This is a genomic window from Inquilinus sp. 2KB_23 (assembly GCF_052115705.1).
Classification (GTDB): Bacteria; Pseudomonadota; Alphaproteobacteria; order DSM-16000; family Inquilinaceae; genus Inquilinus; species Inquilinus ginsengisoli_A.
Map to the genome: position 1 here is coordinate 169,086 of NZ_JBFRHF010000007.1, position 17,354 is coordinate 186,439.

Sequence of the window (17,354 nt, forward strand, 5' to 3'; positions counted from 1 at the left end):
GCCGACCGTGATCGAAAAGGGTTCGAGGGCATGCCGACATCTTTGCATCGTGGCCTGATCGGCGCGCTGGCGCTGCTGTGCGCCGGCTGGCTGCTGGCGGCGGCGCCGGCCGCGACGGCGGCGGAGACCCGCACGGTCACCGACCAGCTGAACCGGACCGTCACCGTCCCGGCCGACATCCAGCGCATCGTCGTGCTGCAGCACCAGACCCTCGACATCCTGGTCGAACTCGGCGCCGCCGACAGAATCGTCGGCGTGCTGCGCAGTTGGCCCAGCCTGATCCCGGGCCTGGACAGATACGCGCCGCAGCTGGTCGGGCTGCCGACGCCGGGCGACCTGTCGACCGCCAATGTCGAGGAGCTGCTGCGGCTGAAGCCCGACGTGGTGTTCGTCACCAACTACGCCCCGGCGGCGATGATCGACCAGATCGCCCGGGCCGGCGTCCCGGTCGTCGCCATCTCGCTGTCCCAGGGCGAGGGGGTCGAGGCGCCGAAGCTGAACCCGACCTTCGCCGATGACGACGTGGCCTATGCCGAGGGCCTGAAGGCCGGGGTCAAGCTGATCGGCGCCATCGTCGGCAAGTCCGAGCGCGCCGACCAGTTGCTGGACTATGCCTTCACCAAGCGCAAGCTGGTGCAGGATCGCGTCGCCGAGCTGCCGCCGGGCGACCGCGTCCGCCTCTACATGGCCAACCCGGACCTCAGCACCTATGGCTCGGGCAAGTACACCGGCGTGATCATGGCGCGGTCGGGCGGCGTCAACGTCGCCGCCGGCGTCCGCGGCGCCACCAAGGTGTCGATGGAGGACATCCTGGCCTGGGACCCGCAGGTGATCTTCGTCCAGGACCGCTACGCCCCGGTGGCCGACCAGATCCGTCAGGGCAGCGCCTGGCAGCATGTCGACGCGGTCAAGGCCGGCCGCATCTACATCACCCCGGAATATGTGAAGCCCTGGGGCTATCCGTTGCCCGAGGCGCTGGCGCTGGGCGAGCTGTGGATGGCCAAGACGCTGTACCCCGACCGCTTCGCCGACATCGACATGCAGGCCGAGGCGACCGCCTATTACCAGCGCTTCTACGGCCAACCCTACACCGGCCCGAACTAGGCCGTGGCCTCTGAGGTGCCTCGATCGCGGCCACTGGCCGGGCTGATGACGGTCGCGCTGATAGCACTACCTGTCGCCCTCTTCCTGCTGTCCTTCCTGCTCGGCCGCTATCCGGTGCCGCCGCTGACGGTGATCAGGGTGATCGCCGCCCAGATCCTGCCGATCGCCCAGGACTGGCCGGCCGTGGTCGGGTCGGTGGTGCTCGACGTCCGGCTGCCGCGGGTCATCGCCGCCATGGTGGTCGGCGGCGGGCTGGCGATGTCGGGCGTCTGCTACCAGGGGGTGTTCCGCAACCCGCTGGTGTCGCCCTTCACCCTCGGCGTCTCCTCCGGCGCCGGCTTCGGCGCGGCGGTCGCCATCCTGCTGTTCCAGCAGCGCTATGCGGTGCAGCTCTCGGCCTTCGTGTTCGGCCTCGCCGCCGTTGGCCTGTGCTTCTTCATGAGCCGGCTGTACCGGCTGGGGTCGACCCTGATCCTGGTGCTGGCCGGCGTCATCGTCGGGTCGCTGTTCACCGCGCTGCTGTCGCTGCTGAAATACGTCGCCGACCCCAATTCCAAGCTGCCGGTGATCGAATTCTGGCTGCTCGGGTCGCTGTCCTCGGTGTCGATGGCGGATGTCGTCGTCGTCCTCGCCGTCACCGTGCCGTCCGCCGCCGTGCTGCTGCTGCTGCGCTGGCGCATCAGCATTCTGGCGATGGGCGACGAACAGGCCCGCATCCTCGGGGTCGAGGCCGGGCGCCTGCGGCTGGTGGTGGTGCTGTTCGCCACCCTGATCGCCGCCTCGACCGTCTCGATCAGCGGCATCATCGGCTGGGTCGGGCTGGTGATCCCGCATCTCGCCCGCATGGTGGTCGGGCCGGATTTCCGCCGCCTGCTGCCAGCCACCCTGTCGCTCGGCGCCTGCTACCTCCTGGTGATCGACGACCTCGCCCGGGTGATGACCAGCGCCGAGGTGCCCTTGGGCATCCTCACCGCCCTGGTCGGGGCGCCGGTGTTCATGCTGCTGCTGCGGCGCGGGTCGTTCGGATGGGCGTGATCCTGGCGGCCGAGGGCCTCGGCTTCGCCTATCCCGGGCGTCCGCGTCCGGTGTTCGGCGATGTCGGGCTCGACATCTCGGATGGCGAGATCCTGTGCGTCCTCGGGCCCAACGGCATCGGCAAATCGACTTTGCTGCGCTGCCTGGCCGGGCTGGCGCCGCCCTCGGCCGGGATCGTCCACGTCGCCGGGCGGCCGATCGCCGAACTCGGGCGGGCCGAGATCGCCCGGCAGCTGGCGCTGGTGCCGCAGAGCCACCAGACGGTGTTCGCCTTCCCGGTCCGCACCGTGGTCGAGATGGGGCGGGCGCCGCATCTCGGCTGGTTCGGCAGCCCGGGGCCGGAGGATGCCGAGCGCGCGGTCGAGGCGCTGCGAACGCTGGGCATCGCCCATCTCGCCGATGCGCCCTACACCGAGATCAGCGGCGGCGAGCAGCAGCTGGTGCAGATCGCCCGGGTGCTGGCGCAGGCGCCGCGGCTGATGATCCTGGACGAACCCACCGCCCATCTCGACTTCGCCAACCAGGCCCGCTTCCTGGCCCTGGTGCGGCGGCTGGCCAGGCAGGGGCTCGGCATCATCTTCACCACCCATGCGCCCGACCACGCCTATGCCCTGGCCGACCGCACCCTGGTGCTGTCGCCGCGCCACCCGCCGCTCCTGGGCGAGACCCGGGCGGTGCTGACCGCGGAGCGCCTGTCCGAGACCTATGGCGTGCCGATCCGGCTGATCCGCGAGGGCGGGCACATCGCCTGCGTCGCCGAGGTCGAGTGAGGCCGGCCCCGATCATCCGTACTTTGCCCACGCCGGGTTGCCCCGGCGCCGCGGACGGCCCAGTATCGGGGTTTCCCTTCCAGCCAGCGCAAGAAGAGTTCGACCTATGCCCGTCATCAATTCGATCGCCGCCCGCAAGGAGGAGATGACCGCCTGGCGCCGCGACATCCACGCCCATCCGGAGCTCGGCTTCGAGGAGGTGCGGACCTCGAACCTGGTGGCGGAAAAGCTCGCCTCCTGGGGCATCGAGGTGTATCGCGGCCTGGCCAAGACCGGCGTGGTCGGCGTGCTCAAGGGCCGCACCGACGGCGGCCGCACCATCGGCCTGCGCGCCGACATGGACTGCCTGCCGATGGACGAGCTCAACGACTTCGCCCACAAATCGACCGTGCCCGGCAAGATGCATGCCTGCGGCCATGACGGCCACACCACCATGCTGCTCGGCGCCGCCCAGTACCTGGCGGAGACGCGGAACTTCGACGGCACCGTGCACTTCATCTTCCAGCCGGCCGAGGAGGGCGGCGGCGGCGGCGAGGTGATGGTCAAGGAAGGCCTGTTCGACCGCTTCCCCTGCGACGAGGTCTACGGCCTGCACAACTGGCCGCTGCTGCCGACCGGCACGGTGGGGGTGCGGCCCGGCCCGATGATGGCGGCGGCCGACATGTTCGACATCAGGATCCGCGGTGTCGGCGGCCATGCCGCGATCCCGCAGACCGCCAAGGACCCGGTGGTGATCGCGGCCCAGCTGGTCGGCGCGCTGCAGACCCTGCTCAGCCGCAACGTCAACCCGATGGATTCGGCGGTGCTGTCGATCACCCAGATCCACACCGGCACCACCCACAACGTGATCCCGGACGAGGCCTATCTGAACGGCACGGTGCGGACCTTCCGGCCCGAGGTGCAGGAGATGATGGTCGCCGGCATCCGGCGGATCGCCGACGGCATCGCCGCCGCCTTCGGCGTGTCGATCGAGGTCGACTACCAGTACGGCTATCCGGCGACGGTGAACCATGCCGAGCAGGCCGAGACCATGGCGCAGGTGGCGGAGAAGGTGGTCGGCGCCGGCAATGTCCAGCGCGACGTCGAACCGTCGCTGGGCGGCGAGGACTTCGCCTATCTCCTGAACGCCCGGCCGGGCGCCTATCTGTTCCTGGGCCAGGCGCGCGTGGCGGGGGACACGATGGTCCACAACCCGCATTACGACTTCAACGACGAGGTCCTGCCCCTCGGCGCCTCGCTGCTGGCGACCCTGGTCGAGGACCAGCTGAAGGCGGGCTGACGGGCGTAGGTCGGGTTCGCCAGGCGCGAACCCAACCTACGCGCGCTATTGTTTCGGCTTGAAGCCCCAGGGCTTCAGCGCCGGGTCGGCGTTTGGCAGCACGATCCGGTCGACCTTCCAATGCCCGCTCGGCAGCCGCACCAGCTGCAGCTCGAGCGTCGCCGGGGTGCCGCCGGTTTCGGCGGTTACGGTGACGGCGTCGCCCGAGCCCGCCGATTTGCCGGCCTTCGCCACCAGGCCGATGCTGAAGGGCAGGGCGTCGAATCCCTCCGCCGAGCGCATGATGTTGTCGAACACCAGGTTGGGGTCGTTCATCAGCTCCGCCCAGTCCGCGCCGTTCGGGCCGTAGGCCGACACCTTCATCACCGCATCGGCCTGCTTCGGCAGCAGCGTCCTGAAGCTGAAGGTCCGGGCGATCTGGTTCAGCCAGCCCTGCTGCGCCATCGGTGACAGCACCACATTGGCGGTGGCGTAGTCGCGCCGCGCCCAGGCCGCCAGGAAGGCCTGCGCCGCGGCCTCGGCCGTGCCGAGGTCGATCGCCTCGTAATAGGTGCGGGCGCCGTTGGCGTAGATCGAGCCGGGCGTCGCCGGCTGCGCCGCCGCCGGTCCGGCGCAGGCGAGCAGCGCGGCGAGGACGGCGGCGAGCGGTCTCCCGCCCGGGCGCTGCGGCATCACTGCACCCGGTCCGCCGGCAGGGTGACGCCATGCGCGGCCCAGGCGGCGGCTGCGCCGCGATGGAACGGCAGGGCACGGTTGGTCAGCGGGTCGAGCGCCGGGACCGGATCGAAGCCGGCGGCCTCGGCCAGCGGCCCGGCCTCGCCGATCGCGATCTCGGTGGCGCGGCGGGCGACGTCCTCGGGCAGGGCATCGGTCGCGACCAGCCAGGTCCACATGCCGGCGCTGGGCGGCAGGGCCTGCGGCGCGGCGGCCACGGGGGCCGGCGCCGGGGCGGCCGGATCGGCAGCCGCCGGATCCACGGCCGGGGCCTCGACCGGTGCGACCGGTGCGACCGGCGCGGGCGGCGGCAGCGGCACCGGCGCCGCGGCGACGCCGGGGATGGCTTCGGCCAGCTTCGCAACGTCCGGCGCGCTCAGGCCGATCGTCACCGCCGCCAGCTCCGGCGGCAGCACGAAGGGGTCGAGCCCGGTGACGGCGACGGCGTCGATCTTGTCGGCGGCCAGCTGCTTGGCGGTCTCGGACAGCGGCATGCGCCGCAGCTTGGCGGTGATGCCCAGCGCCGTCAGCATCGGCTCGGTCATGGCGTCGTCGGTCGCCAGCGCCACACGCTTGCCGGCCAGGCCGGCGGCGTCGGCGATGCCGCGGGCGGCCGGGGCCACGAAGCGCAGCACCGCGGCCGGGGCCACCGGCGCCAGGGCGCGGAGATGGTCGAACTTCAGGCCCGGCGCCATCGGGCTCCTGCCCGCCCAGGCGGCGGTGCCGACGTCGAGCGAGACCAGGCCGATGGCGACCCGGCCGCTCTGCAGCAGCGCGCTGTTCGGCAGCGCCCCGCCGGTGGCGGCCTGGGCCGCCGCCGTGCCGGCCTCGGCCTTCAGCCGCTCCACGAAGGCGGTGCCCCAGCGGCCCAGCGGCGAGTTGATCGGCGCGGTGGCGACGATGACCTCCGGCGCGACCGGGGCGGCGGGCGCCGCGGTCTGGGCCTGCGCGCCCGGGCCGGCGGCCAGGCCGAGCAGGAGGAGGGCGGCGGCCAGGCCGGGCGAAAGGGTGGCGCGCGGAAGGGGCATCATCGGTCCGGGACAGTGGCGACGGGTCCGAGGCTAGCGGTCGGCCGCACTTTGCGCCAGAAGCCACGTCCGGAACGGCGTGATCCAAGATCCGTTCCCCGGCGCGGCGCCGCCACGCCGACGCCGAATCCCACCCGCACCGGCCGGATCGTGACCGTTCCCGATTGGATTTCACTCCGCCGGTCCCCATCATATCGGGGATGGGATCGAACACATGACAGGGCCCGACCAGAAGCTGCCGGCCGGCCAGGGCCGGGCGGAGATCGACGCCTTCCTGCGCAAGGTCGCGGCGACCCCGGCGCGACGCGAGGGCGAACGCCGCGGCCGGCTGATCTTCGCGCTCGACGCGACGCAGAGCCGCGAGGCCGCCTGGGACCGCGCCTGCCGGCTGCAGGGCGAGATGTTCGTCGAGACCGCCGCCCTGGGCGGGCTCGACCTCCAGCTCGTCTTCTACCGCGGCTTCAGCGAGTGCAAATCCACCGGCTGGGTCTCGGACACGGCGGAGCTGGCGCGGCTGATGGGCAAGGTGCGCTGCCGCGCCGGCGAGACCCAACTCGGCCGGGTGCTGATCCATGCCGAGGCGGAGGCGGGGCGCGGCAAGGTCGACGCCCTGGTCTTCGTCGGCGACGCCTTCGAGGAATCGCTCGACCGGATCTGCGCCCTGGCCGGCAAGCTTGCCCTGCGCGGCGTGCCGGCCTTCCTGTTCCATGAGGGGCACGACCCGCTGGCGGCGCGCGCCTTCCGCGAGATCGCGCGGCTGACCCGCGGCGCCTATTGCCCGTTCGACGCGTCCAGCCCCGGCCAGCTGCGCGACCTGCTGGCGGCGGTCGCGGTCTACGCCGCCGGCGGCCGCGCGGCGCTGGAGGATCTCGGCCGGCGCCGCGGTGCCGGGGTGACGGCGCTGATCGGCCGGATGGGCGGAGGCTGAGCGGCGGCCGTGCTCCAACTCCTCATCCTGGTCCTGGCGCTCGGCCTGGGCGTGCCGCTGGTGCTGCGCTGGTTCGCCAGCACCGAACCGCGCCAGGTGCTGCGCGGCGCCCGCTGGGGCGGCGTGCTGCTGCTGGCGGCGCTGGGGCTGTTCCTGGTGCTGACCGGCCGGCTGGCCGGCGTCTTCGCCGTGCTCGGCGCGGTCCTGCTGTGGCTGATGCGGCTGTCGCCGGTCCTGATCCGGATGGCACCCTGGGCGGTGCGCTGGCATCAGTCGCGCCGCGGCGCCACCGGCCCGGCGCCGGGCGGCGCCTCGGGGCTGAAGACGCGCAGTCTGGACATGCAGCTCGACCACGCCACCGGCGCGATGGACGGCTATGTCCTGCGCCCGGGCGCGCTGCAGGGCCGCAGCCTGGCGTCGCTGCCGCTGCCGGCGCTGCTGCGCCTGCTGGCGGAATGCCGCGCCGACGACGCCGATTCGGCGCGGGTGCTGGAAACCTATCTCGACCGCCGCTTCGGCCAGGACTGGGCGAAGCAGGACCCGGCCGCGGGCCGCGGCGGCCGGATGTCGGAGGCCGAGGCCCATGCCCTGCTGGGCCTCGCCGCCGGGGCCACGCCCGCGGCGGTCAAGGCGGCCCATCGCCGGCTGATGAAGCGGCACCATCCCGACCATGGCGGTACGGCGGAGATGGCCGCCAAACTCAACGCCGCGCGGGACCGGCTGCTGGGGGATTGAGGGGCCTGAGCCGCTCCCTCCGCCCTCACTCCCCGGGCTGGACTCGGGCCGAACCCTGGCTTGCGGGCGGCGGGACCGGGGCGATGGCGTGGCCGGAAACCTCGGCGCCGGCATCCGGGGCCAGGCGCATGAACATCAGCACCGAGGACAGCGACAGCAGGCCGACCACGGCGAAGGCCCAGGTGAAGTCCGCCGCCACCAGAGTTCCGCCGCCGCGCAGCATCAGGGTCAGGTTCAGCAGCACTGCACCACCGGCCACGCCCAGGCTGGCCGACAGCTGCTGCGCCGTGCTGCTGAAGCTCGACGCCCGGCTCATGCGCTGCGGCGCGATGTCGGCGAAGGCCAGGGTGTTCAGGCTGGTGAACTGCAGCGACCTGAAATAGCCGCCGACCAGCAGCAGCCCCAGGATCAGCAGATGCGGCGTGTCCTGCCGGAACAGCGCATAGCTCATCAGGAAGAGCGAACTGATCACCGCGTTCCACACCAGCACCGGGCGGAAGCCGAAATGGCGGATGATCCGGGTCGCGGTCATCTTCATCAGCAGGGCGCCGGCGGCGCTGATGAAGGTCAGCATGCCCGATTCGAATGGGGTCATGCCGAAGCCCAGCTGCAGCATCAGCGGCAGCAGGAACGGGATGGCGCCGATGCCGACTCGGAAGATGGTGCCGCCGACCACCGAGATGCGGAAGGTGCGGATGTGCAGCAGCGTCAGGTCCAGGATCGGCGCCGGCGCCCGGTGGGCGTGCCTGACATAGAGGACCAGCGAGGCGATGCCGACGGCGAACAGCCCGGCGGTGACCGGCAGCGGCAGGATCGATCGGCCCAGCGACTCGAAGGCGAAGACCATGCAGGCCAGGGCGACGCCGGTCATCAGCAGGCCGCGGCCGTCGAACGGCGTCCGCTCGGTCTCGCGGACGTCGTCGATGAACAGCGTCACCAGGATCACGCCGATGATGCCGATCGGCACGTTGATGAAGAAGATCAGGCGCCAGGAGCTGTAGGTGGTGATGAAGCCGCCCAGCGGCGGGCCCAGCACCGGGCCCAGCAAGGCCGGGGTGGTCAGGTAGGCCATCGCCCGCACCAGTTCGGACTTCGACACGCTGCGCAGCAGCACCAGCCGGCCGACCGGCACCATCATGGCGCCGCCGAGGCCCTGGATGACGCGGGCGCCGACCAGCTCGACCGTCGAATTCGACAGGCCGCACAGGATCGAGCCCAGGGTGAACACCACGATCGCGGCGCGGAACACGTTCTTGGCGCCGAAGCGGTCGGCGACCCAGCCGCTGGCCGGGATGAACACGGCGAGGCTGAGCAGATAGGAGGTGATGGCGAGGCTGAGATGCAGCGGATCGGTGCCGAAGGACTTGGCGATATCCGGCAGCGACGTCCCGATCACGGTCGAGTCGAGATTTTCCATGAACAGCGCGCAGGCGATGATCAGCGGGATCAGCACCTGGCGCGGAAGGCGGGTCGTCAATGTCTGCGGCCGCAGCGGCGCGGCCCCCCTGGCAGCGGAGGTTCCGGTTCTGACTCGTCCGGTGAGCCTGAATCCTGCGCGCCGATTTCACATTGGAGGCATGCAAGTTTCAGGCGTCAGGCTCCCGGGCTGTGGCCGGGGCTTGGTCGGATGCCCCTCCGCCTTCCTTCACTGTCATCCTCGGGCTTGACCCGAGGATCCAGGGGCCACCGAGAGCGGCTCCTGGCCGCCCCTGGATTGCCCGGTCAAGCCGGGCAATGACAGAACAAGAGGGGGCCTTGGCCCTCTCTCTACCCCTCGCCGCCGTAGCGCCGGCGCAGATGGGCCTTGAACACCGCGGCGTCGAGCGGCCGGCCGGTGGCGCGGGTCAGCAGCTCGTCGGTCTGCCACAGCGACCCCTGGCCGTGGATGTTGGCCCGCAGCCAGCCGACCAGCGGGGCGAAGTCGCCGCGGCCGATCGACGGCAGGATCTCCGGCTCGGCCCGGCAGGCGGCGTCGAACACCTGCGCCGCGGTCATGGCGCCCAGCGTGTAGGTCGGGAAATAGCCCCAGCCGCCGCTCGGCCAGTGAATGTCCTGCAGGCAGCCCAGCCGGTCGTCCGGCGGCGCCACCCCGAGCAGCGCGCGCATCTGCTCGTTCCAGGCCCCGGGCAGGTCGGCCAGGGCCAGGTCGCCGGCGATCATCGCCTTCTCCAGCCGGTAGCGCAGGATGACATGGGCGGGATAGGTCACCTCGTCGGCATCGACGCGGATGAAGCCGCGCTCGACCCTTGTGTAGTGGCGCCACAGCGACTCGGCCTCCCAGGCCGGGCCGGTCCCGCCGAAGGCCGACCGCATCCGCGGCGCGGCGAAGGTGATGAACTCGCGGCTGCGGCAGGCCTGCATCTCCATCAGCAGGGACTGGCTCTCATGCAGGCTCATGCCGCGGGCCTGGCCGACCGGCTGGGTCATCCAGGCCTGCGGCCGGCCCTGCTCGTACAGCGCATGGCCGGTCTCGTGCAGCACGCCCATCAGGGCGCGGGTGAAGTCCGCCTCGTCGTAGCGGGTGGTGATGCGCACGTCGTTGTCGGCGCCGCCGCAGAACGGGTGGGTCGAGACGTCCAGCCGGCCGCGCTCGAAGTCGTAGCCCAGCACGCCCATCATCTCGACGCCCAGCGCCCGCTGCGACTCGACCGGGAAGGGGCCTGCCGGCCGCGCCACCGCCGGGCGCCGTGCCTGGGCCGCCAGCACCTCCTCGGTGAAGCCGGGCAGGAAGGCGGCGAGGTCGTCGAACAGCCCGTCGATCCGCTCCGACCGGCCGCCGGGCTCGTAATCGTTCAGCAGCGCGTCATAGGGCGACAGGCCCAGCGCCTCGCCCTTGGCCCGGCCGATCTCGCGCTGCAGGGCCAGCACCTCCTGCAGCTGCGGCAGCAGGGCGGCGAAATCCGAATCGGCGCGGGCCTGGCGCCAGGCCATCTCGCAGGCCGAGGTCGCCTTGCTCGAGGCCTCGACCAGGTCGGCCGGCAGCACCGTCTGCACCGTCCATAGCCGCCGGATCTCGCGCAGGTTGGCGCGCTCCCAGTCGCCCAGCGCGTTGTCGGCCTCGGCCTCGGGCAGCCAGTCGCCCAGCCGCGGGTCGGTCATCATGCCGTGGCGCAGCACCTGCAGCAGCGCCAGGCTCTCGGCCCGGGTGCCGGCGGCGCCCTTGGGCATCATCGTGGCGTTGTCCCAGTCCAGGATGCCGATGGCGTTGGACAGGGCCGCGATGCGGCCGAAATGGGCGGAGATGTCGGAATAGGCGGTCATCCCTAGGACTCCTTCCGGGCGGCGCGGCCGCGCCGCAGATGATGCAGCAGGTAGATCGCGATCAGGATGGCGGCGAAGCTGAACCAGGTGATCGCGTATTGCAGGTGGTCGTTCGGCAGCTCGACGATGGTCTGCCCGCCGATCGGCGGGCGGGTCTGGTCGGGTCCGGGCGTCAGCTCCACCACCACCGGCGCCGCCCCGGCCAGCCCGGCCGCGGCGGCCATGGCCGGCAGGTCGACCCAGAACCACTCATTGGTCGCGGCGTTGTTGGCGGGCTGCATCCAGCCCTGCGGCAGCGGCCGGCGGGCGACGCCCTCGACCGTCACCGGGCCTGGGGGCGGCGGGTCATAGGCAGCGGGCTTGCCGTCGGCGCCCAGCGGCACCCAGCCACGGTTGACCATCACCGCCGGGCCGCCGTCGTCGCGGATCAGGGGGCTGACCACCTGGATGCCGGCACTGCCGTCATGCACCCGGGCCAGCAGCCGGAATTCATGCGCCGGGTCGAAGCGGCCGGTCACGGTGACGTGGCGGTAGTCGAAGGCGGGGTCGTAGATCTCGGCCGGCAGCGGTGCCGGGGTTGCCGCCAGGCCGTGCTCGATCCGCTCGATCAGGTCGGTCTTCCACACCCGGCGCTCGAGCTGCCAGATGCCGAGGCCGATCAGCAGGGCGAGGGCGGGGATCAGGAAGACGGTCGGCCAGAACTCCGGCCGCAACCGGGACGTCATCCGCGCTGTCATCCGCGCCTCAATTGCCGATGCTGCGGTGCCGGTATTGCAACGCCACGATATAAGCCTTGGCCGGCCGCAGCAGCAGGGCGGCGAGGCCGATGATGTAGGCGGCGCCGATCAGGATCGGGACGCCATCCGGCAGGCTGGTGGCGAAGCTGAGCCAAAGGGTCAGCGGCACCGCCGTGAAGCCGAGGATGAAGATCAGGAAGACCGCCGGGCCATCGCCCGAATCAATGGCGGAGAGGTCGAGGTCGCAGACGGTGCAGCGGTCGGCGACGGTCAGGAGGCCCTTGAACAAGGGCCCCTTGCCGCAGCGCGGGCATTTGCAGCCCAGCGCCGCGGCGAGGGGTGAGACCGGAGGAAATGGCACTACCGGTTAGCTATGGCTCAGTGCACCGCGGCGGCGCCGCCATGGCCGCCCCACCAGTAGATGGCGACGAACAGGAACAGCCAGACCGCGTCGACGAAGTGCCAGTACCAGGCAGCCGCCTCGAAGCCGAAATGGCTGTCCTTGGTGAAGTCGCCCCGGCTGGTGCGGAACCAGCACACCGCCAGGAAAATGGTGCCGACCAGCACGTGGAAGCCGTGGAACCCGGTCGCCATGTAGAAGGTCGAGGCGAAGACGCCGTCGGTGAAGCCGAACTCGGAGTGGGTGTATTCCCACAGCTGGATGCAGGTGAAGATGGCGCCCAGCAGCACGGTGATCCCGAGCGCCTTGGCCGCCTCCTTCATGTTCCCCTCGACCATCTCGTGATGGGCCCAGGTGACGGTGCAGCCCGACAGCAGCAGCACCATGGTCATCAGGAACGGGAAGTGGAACGGGTCGACCGGGGTGATGCCCTTCGGCGGCCAGACGCCGCCGGTGGCGGCGACCCGGGCGTATTGCGCGGCCTCGCCGACGAACAGGCTGGAGTCGAAGAACGCCCAGAAGAAGGCGACGAAGAACATCACCTCCGAGGCGATGAACAGCATCATGCCGTAGCGCAGGCCGATCTTCACCACCGGGGAGTGCAGCTTGCGGAAGGTCGCTTCCTTGATGATGTCGCGGAACCAGCCGAACATCACCGCCAGCACGCCGAGGAAGCCGGCGATCAGCAGCCACGGCCAATTCTCATGCATGTACACGACGCCGCCGATCGCCATGCAGCCCGCGGCGAGCGAGCCGAGCAGCGGCCACGGGCTGGGTTCGACCAGGTGGTACGGGTGCGGGACCGCGTTCAGTTCGTAATGCGTCTCGTGCCCGTCGGCATGGACGTTGGTGGTGCTCATCCTGGTGCCCTCTCGGTCTCGCGTCCGATGTTCATTCTGGTGGTCCGGCCCGTGCTCAGCCGTTGCGCTCGGCCGCCGCACGATAATAGGCGGCGACCGCATTCTCCAGCGCCTTCGAGCGCTGGCCGTAGAAGGTGTAGGACAGGGTGATGGTCTGCACGTCGTTGAGGTTCGGCTGCGCATCCATCGCCGCGTCGACATAGAAGTAGACCGGGAACTCCACCGTCTCGCCGGGCTGGATGATCTGCTCGGTGAAGCAGAAGCATTCGACCTTCGAGAAGTACAGCCCGACCTTGTCCGGCGTGACGTTGTAGACCGCCTGGCCGGCGGTCGGCTCCTTGGCGGTGCTGGTGGCCTGGAAGTAGATCAGCGCCGGCTCGCCCAGCCGGACCTCGACCTCGGACTGCTCGGCCTTGAAGGTCCAGGGCAGGCCGGCATCGGTGTTGGCGACGAAGCGCACCCGCACCTTGCGGTCCAGCACCTGGCCGGTCACCGAATCGGCGACCTGGGTGGTGCCGCCATAGCCGGTGACCTGGCAGAACATGCGGTACAGCGGCACCGAGGCGAAGGCCAGCAGGCCCATGGTGAAGGCGACGCCGCACAGCGACGTCATGATGATGCGGTTGCGGCGCTGGACCTTCGGATCCATCTCAGCCGCCCTTCAGCTTCACGATGGTGATCACGAAGATCAGGACGACCCAGGCCAGCAGGCCCAGGGCCACGGCGATGTTGCGGCCGCGCAGGCGCTGCCGGGCGTCGGCGGCCGGCGCCGGGCGCGGGGCCGGCTTGGCAGTGGGGCGGGCGGCCATCTCAGAAATGCACCGCGGTGTGGTCGACGATCAGCAGGCCGAAGATCGCGAACAGATAGAAGATCGAATAGCCGAACATCTGCTTGGCGGCGCGGTGGCGGGTCTCCTCGCCGTCCTCGCGCATCACCCGCACGGCGCACAGGATGAACAGCAGGCCCAGCAGCGCCGCGCCGACGGCGTAGGTCAGGCCGGCGATACCGACCAGCCAGGGGCCGATGCCGATCGGGAACAGCAGCAGGGTGTAGGCCAGCATCTGGCGCTTGGTCTCGCGCGCACCGGACACCACGGGCAGCATCGGCACCCCGGCCTTGGCGTATTCGCCGCTGCGGAACAGCGCCAGCGCCCAGAAATGGGGCGGGGTCCACATGAAGATCAGCGCGAACAGCAGGATCGAGGGCAGGGTGACGTCGCCGGTCACGGCGGCCCAGCCGATCATCGGGGGGAAGGCGCCGGCGGCGCCGCCGATCACGATGTTCTGCGGCGTCCGCCGCTTCAGCCACATCGTGTAGACGAAGACGTAGAAGGCCGAGGCCAGCGCCAGCACGCCGGCGGCGGTCCAGTTGACCGCCAGGCCCATCAGCAGCACCGCGGCCACCGACAGGAAGACGCCGAAGCCCAAGGCCTCGCTGGGGGCGATGCGGCCGCGCACGATCGGGCGGCCGCAGGTCCGGCTCATGATCGCGTCGATGTCGCGGTCGTACCACATGTTGATCGCGCCGGCCGCGCCGGCGCCGACGGCGATGCACAGGATCGCGGTCGCAGCCAGGACCGGGTGGATGTGGCCGGGCGCGACCACCAGCCCGGCGATGCCGGTGAACACGACAAGCGTCATCACCCGCGGCTTCAGCAGTGCGAAGTAGTCCTGCCAGGTGGCGCCGGCGGCGGCATCTGCCGCGGCAGGCTTGGCTATCCGGTCCAGGGTCACGTCAACCATCTTAAACCTCAAGCGGACCGGGCCGCACGGGGTATCCGCGCGGCCCGGCCCGTTTTCACAACCTGCCTGGGTCTACTTGACCCGGGGCAGCATCTCGAACTGGTGGAAGGGCGGCGGCGACGGCAGGGTCCATTCCAGCGTCGTGGCGCCTTCGCCCCAGTAGTTGGCCTCGACCCTGCGGCCGTACTTCAGGGTGTAGATGGCGATGCCGACGAACAGGAAGGCGGCCGCGACCGAGATGTAGGCGCCGAAGGACGACACCATGTTCCAGCCGTGGAACGCGTCCGGATAGTCCGGCTGGCGCCGCGGCATGCCGGCCAGGCCGAGGAAATGCTGGGGGAAGAAGGTCAGGTTGACGCCGATGAACGTCATCCAGAAGTGGATCTTGCCCCAGGTCTCCGGGTACTGCCGGCCCGACATCTTGCCGATCCAGTAGTAGAAGCCGCCGAAGATCGAGAACACCGCGCCCAGCGACAGCACGTAATGGAAGTGCGCGATGACGTAGTAGGTGTCGTGCAGGGCGGTGTCGATGCCGGCATTGGCCAGCACGACGCCGGTGACGCCGCCAACCGTGAACAGGAAGATGAAGCCGACGGCCCACAGCATCGGCGTCTTGAACTCGATCGACCCGCCCCACATCGTCGCGATCCACGAGAAGATCTTGATGCCGGTCGGCACCGCGATGATCAGGGTGGCGGCGGTGAAATAGGCACGGGTGTCGACGTCGATGCCGGTGGTGAACATGTGGTGCGCCCACACGACGAAGCCGACGACGCCGATCGCGACCATGGCGTAGGCCATGCCGAGATAGCCGAACACCGGCTTCTTCGAGAAGGTCGACACGATGTGGCTGATCATGCCGAAGCCCGGCAGGATCATGATGTAGACCTCGGGGTGCCCGAAGAACCAGAACAGGTGCTGGAACAGGATCGGGTCGCCGCCGCCTTCCGGCTTGAAGAAGCTGGTGCCGAAGTTGCGGTCGGTGATCAGCATGGTGATGGCGCCGCCGAGCACCGGCACGGCCAGCAGCAGCAGGAACGCGGTCACCAGCATCGCCCAGACGAACAGCGGCATCTTGTGCAGCGTCATGCCCGGGGCGCGCATGTTGAAGATGGTGGTGATGAAGTTCACCGCGCCCAAGATCGACGACGCGCCGGCCAGATGCAGGGCGAAGATCGCCATGTCGACCGACGGCCCGGGCTGCCCGGCCTCGGACAGCGGCGGGTAGATGGTCCAGCCGGTGCCGGCGCCCTGGCCGACGAAGGCCGAGCCGACCAGCAGGCAGAAGGCCGGGACCAGCAGCCAGAACGAGATGTTGTTCAGCCGCGGGAAGGCCATGTCGGGCGCGCCGATCATCAGCGGCACGAACCAGTTGCCGAAGCCGCCGATCATGGCGGGCATGACGGTGAAGAAGATCATGATCAGGCCATGGGCCGTGACGATGACGTTCCATTCCTGGCCGCCGCTGAGGAACTGCAGCCCCGGGTTCTGCAGCTCGAGCCGCATGATCAGCGAGAACACGCCGCCGATCAGACCCGCGCAGATCGCGAAGATCAGGTACAGCGTGCCGATGTCCTTGTGGTTGGTGGAAAACAGCCAGCGGGTGAAGAAACCCGGCTTGTGGCCGTGGTGGTCGTCGTGACCATGTGCGTGCGCGTCGGCGTGAGCCATCGTGTCAACCTCTCCCCCGTCCGGGGCCTTGCCTGTCGGGGCCGCCGCCGGCCCCGAGTGGGATCACTCCCCGATTGGGATCACTGGCCGGCCTGGGCCAGCTTGGTGCGCGCCTGGGCCTGGTCCCAGGTCATGGTCAGAAGCTTGGGCTTCTCGGCGGGGTTGGGTCCCACCTTCTCGACCACCCACTTGTCGAACTCCGCGCGGCTCACCGCATGGACCTCGATCGGCATGTAGGCGTGGTCGGTGCCGCACAGCTGCGAGCACTGGCCGAAATAGACGCCCGGCTTGTCGATCCGGACCCAGGTCTCGTTGGTCCGGCCCGGCACCGCGTCCTTCTTCACGCCGAAGGCGGGAATGGCCCAGGAATGGATCACGTCGCCGGCGGTGGTCAGGATCTGGATGTCGGTGTCAACCGGCAGGACCACCGGGTTGTCGACCGACAGCATGCGCACCTGGCCCGGCTTCAGGTCTTCGTCCTTCACGCCGTAGCTGGTGTACTCCGCGACCTTCTGGTCGGGATACTCATAGCCCCAGTACCACTGGTAGCCATGAGCGATCAGGGTCATCTCCGGGTTCGGCGTGCGGTCGCCGAAATAGAGCAGCCGGAAGGACGGCACCACGATGATCAGCAGGATCAGGACCGGCGCGATGGTCCAGATCACCTCGATCACGGTGTTGTGTGCGGTCTTCGAGGGCACCGGATTGCGCTTGGCGCTGAAGCGCCACATCACATAGACCAGCAGCCCCAGCACGAAGACGGTCAGGACGGTGATGATGATCAGAAGGAGGTCGTGGAAGCTGTCCATCTGCTCCCGCACCGCCGTCGCCGCGCCCTGGAACCCCATTTCCCAGTTGCGCGGGGGTCCGTCGGCCAGGGCCGCGCCCGTGCCGAGGAGAAGCAGCGCCGTCGCGCCAGCCAGTAATCCACCCAGTCTGCCCGATCGCATGCCGTGCCGCTCTTTCGTTGTCACTGCCGTTCCCATGGCCCATCCGGCGTTCGCCGTTATCGGAACTCGTCCGGCCTTATACCGATGGATCGGACGGGGTTGAAGCCCCCACGGAATCCATGGCGCACGAAGTCGGTAC

At 70.1% G+C, this 17,354-nt stretch carries 18 protein-coding genes; 6 read left to right on the forward strand and 12 right to left on the reverse strand.

The window, feature by feature from the left end; genetic code table 11:
* Window positions 1–30: 30 nt before the first annotated feature.
* The 4 genes from AB4112_RS11400 to AB4112_RS11415 all read left to right on the forward strand — a co-directional run bounded on the left by AB4112_RS11400 (window position 31) and on the right by AB4112_RS11415 (window position 4,188).
* The gene (locus tag AB4112_RS11400; RefSeq protein WP_441719603.1) at window positions 31–1,104 is read left to right on the forward strand and encodes an ABC transporter substrate-binding protein; all 1,074 of its coding nucleotides are present in this window, start codon (window positions 31–33) and stop codon (window positions 1,102–1,104) included.
* Window positions 1,105–1,149: 45 nt separating this feature from the next.
* Entirely contained in the window at window positions 1,150–2,139 is a 990-nt protein-coding gene (locus AB4112_RS11405; protein ID WP_441719606.1) for a FecCD family ABC transporter permease, read from the forward strand.
* Window positions 2,130–2,909, forward strand: a complete 780-nt coding sequence (locus AB4112_RS11410) for an ABC transporter ATP-binding protein (protein WP_309797959.1) — start codon at window positions 2,130–2,132, stop codon at window positions 2,907–2,909. The genes AB4112_RS11405 and AB4112_RS11410 overlap by 10 nt, the downstream gene beginning before the upstream one ends.
* A gap of 106 nt (window positions 2,910–3,015) precedes the next feature.
* Window positions 3,016–4,188 (forward strand): M20 aminoacylase family protein, encoded by a 1,173-nt coding sequence (locus AB4112_RS11415; RefSeq protein ID WP_441719609.1) that lies wholly within the window; start codon window positions 3,016–3,018, stop codon window positions 4,186–4,188.
* A 45-nt stretch (window positions 4,189–4,233) separates the two neighbouring features.
* Here the strand turns inward: AB4112_RS11415 and AB4112_RS11420 are convergent, their stop codons facing one another.
* Together AB4112_RS11420 and AB4112_RS11425 are read right to left on the reverse strand one after the other, a co-directional pair.
* Window positions 4,234–4,860 carry a hypothetical protein gene (locus AB4112_RS11420; protein ID WP_309797955.1) on the reverse strand — a complete coding sequence of 209 codons (627 nt, stop codon included), beginning with the start codon at window positions 4,858–4,860 and terminating at the stop codon, window positions 4,234–4,236.
* A complete protein-coding gene (locus AB4112_RS11425) occupies window positions 4,860–5,930 on the reverse strand; it encodes a TAXI family TRAP transporter solute-binding subunit (protein WP_441719619.1) in 1,071 nt (356 codons plus the stop codon). The genes AB4112_RS11420 and AB4112_RS11425 overlap by 1 nt, the downstream gene beginning before the upstream one ends.
* A gap of 214 nt (window positions 5,931–6,144) precedes the next feature.
* Here AB4112_RS11425 and AB4112_RS11430 point away from each other — a divergent pair, with 214 nt between their 5' ends.
* Window positions 6,145–6,858, forward strand: coding sequence for a VWA domain-containing protein (locus tag AB4112_RS11430; RefSeq protein ID WP_309797951.1), 714 nt, complete (start codon window positions 6,145–6,147; stop codon window positions 6,856–6,858).
* Window positions 6,859–6,867: 9 nt separating this feature from the next.
* Window positions 6,868–7,593 (forward strand): hypothetical protein, encoded by a 726-nt coding sequence (locus AB4112_RS11435; RefSeq protein ID WP_309797948.1) that lies wholly within the window; start codon window positions 6,868–6,870, stop codon window positions 7,591–7,593.
* A gap of 25 nt (window positions 7,594–7,618) precedes the next feature.
* Here the strand turns inward: AB4112_RS11435 and AB4112_RS11440 are convergent, their stop codons facing one another.
* The 10 genes from AB4112_RS11440 to coxB all read right to left on the reverse strand — a co-directional run bounded on the left by AB4112_RS11440 (window position 7,619) and on the right by coxB (window position 17,215).
* A complete protein-coding gene (locus AB4112_RS11440; RefSeq protein ID WP_309797946.1) occupies window positions 7,619–9,070 on the reverse strand; it encodes a DHA2 family efflux MFS transporter permease subunit in 1,452 nt (483 codons plus the stop codon).
* Window positions 9,071–9,360: 290 nt separating this feature from the next.
* Window positions 9,361–10,854, reverse strand: coding sequence for a carboxypeptidase M32 (locus AB4112_RS11445; RefSeq protein WP_309797944.1), 1,494 nt, complete (start codon window positions 10,852–10,854; stop codon window positions 9,361–9,363).
* Between the two features lie 2 nt (window positions 10,855–10,856).
* Window positions 10,857–11,579, reverse strand: a complete 723-nt coding sequence (locus AB4112_RS11450; RefSeq protein ID WP_309797941.1) for an SURF1 family protein — start codon at window positions 11,577–11,579, stop codon at window positions 10,857–10,859.
* A gap of 19 nt (window positions 11,580–11,598) precedes the next feature.
* Entirely contained in the window at window positions 11,599–11,880 is a 282-nt protein-coding gene (locus tag AB4112_RS11455) for a DUF983 domain-containing protein (RefSeq protein ID WP_309797940.1), read from the reverse strand.
* Between the two features lie 89 nt (window positions 11,881–11,969).
* Complete coding sequence (locus tag AB4112_RS11460) at window positions 11,970–12,851, reverse strand: cytochrome c oxidase subunit 3 (protein WP_309797937.1); 882 nt, start codon at window positions 12,849–12,851, stop codon at window positions 11,970–11,972.
* 55 nt (window positions 12,852–12,906) lie between these two features.
* Window positions 12,907–13,500 carry a cytochrome c oxidase assembly protein gene (locus AB4112_RS11465; protein ID WP_309797936.1) on the reverse strand — a complete coding sequence of 198 codons (594 nt, stop codon included), beginning with the start codon at window positions 13,498–13,500 and terminating at the stop codon, window positions 12,907–12,909.
* A gap of 1 nt (window position 13,501) precedes the next feature.
* Complete coding sequence (locus AB4112_RS11470; RefSeq protein WP_309797934.1) at window positions 13,502–13,660, reverse strand: hypothetical protein; 159 nt, start codon at window positions 13,658–13,660, stop codon at window positions 13,502–13,504.
* Between the two features lies 1 nt (window position 13,661).
* Window positions 13,662–14,594 carry a heme o synthase gene (cyoE, locus tag AB4112_RS11475; RefSeq protein WP_309797932.1) on the reverse strand — a complete coding sequence of 311 codons (933 nt, stop codon included), beginning with the start codon at window positions 14,592–14,594 and terminating at the stop codon, window positions 13,662–13,664.
* A gap of 72 nt (window positions 14,595–14,666) precedes the next feature.
* Complete coding sequence (gene ctaD, locus AB4112_RS11480) at window positions 14,667–16,265, reverse strand: cytochrome c oxidase subunit I (RefSeq protein ID WP_309797930.1); 1,599 nt, start codon at window positions 16,263–16,265, stop codon at window positions 14,667–14,669.
* Window positions 16,266–16,345: 80 nt separating this feature from the next.
* Window positions 16,346–17,215, reverse strand: a complete 870-nt coding sequence (gene coxB / locus AB4112_RS11485; RefSeq protein ID WP_309797929.1) for a cytochrome c oxidase subunit II — start codon at window positions 17,213–17,215, stop codon at window positions 16,346–16,348.
* Between the last annotated feature and the right edge of the window lie 139 nt (window positions 17,216–17,354).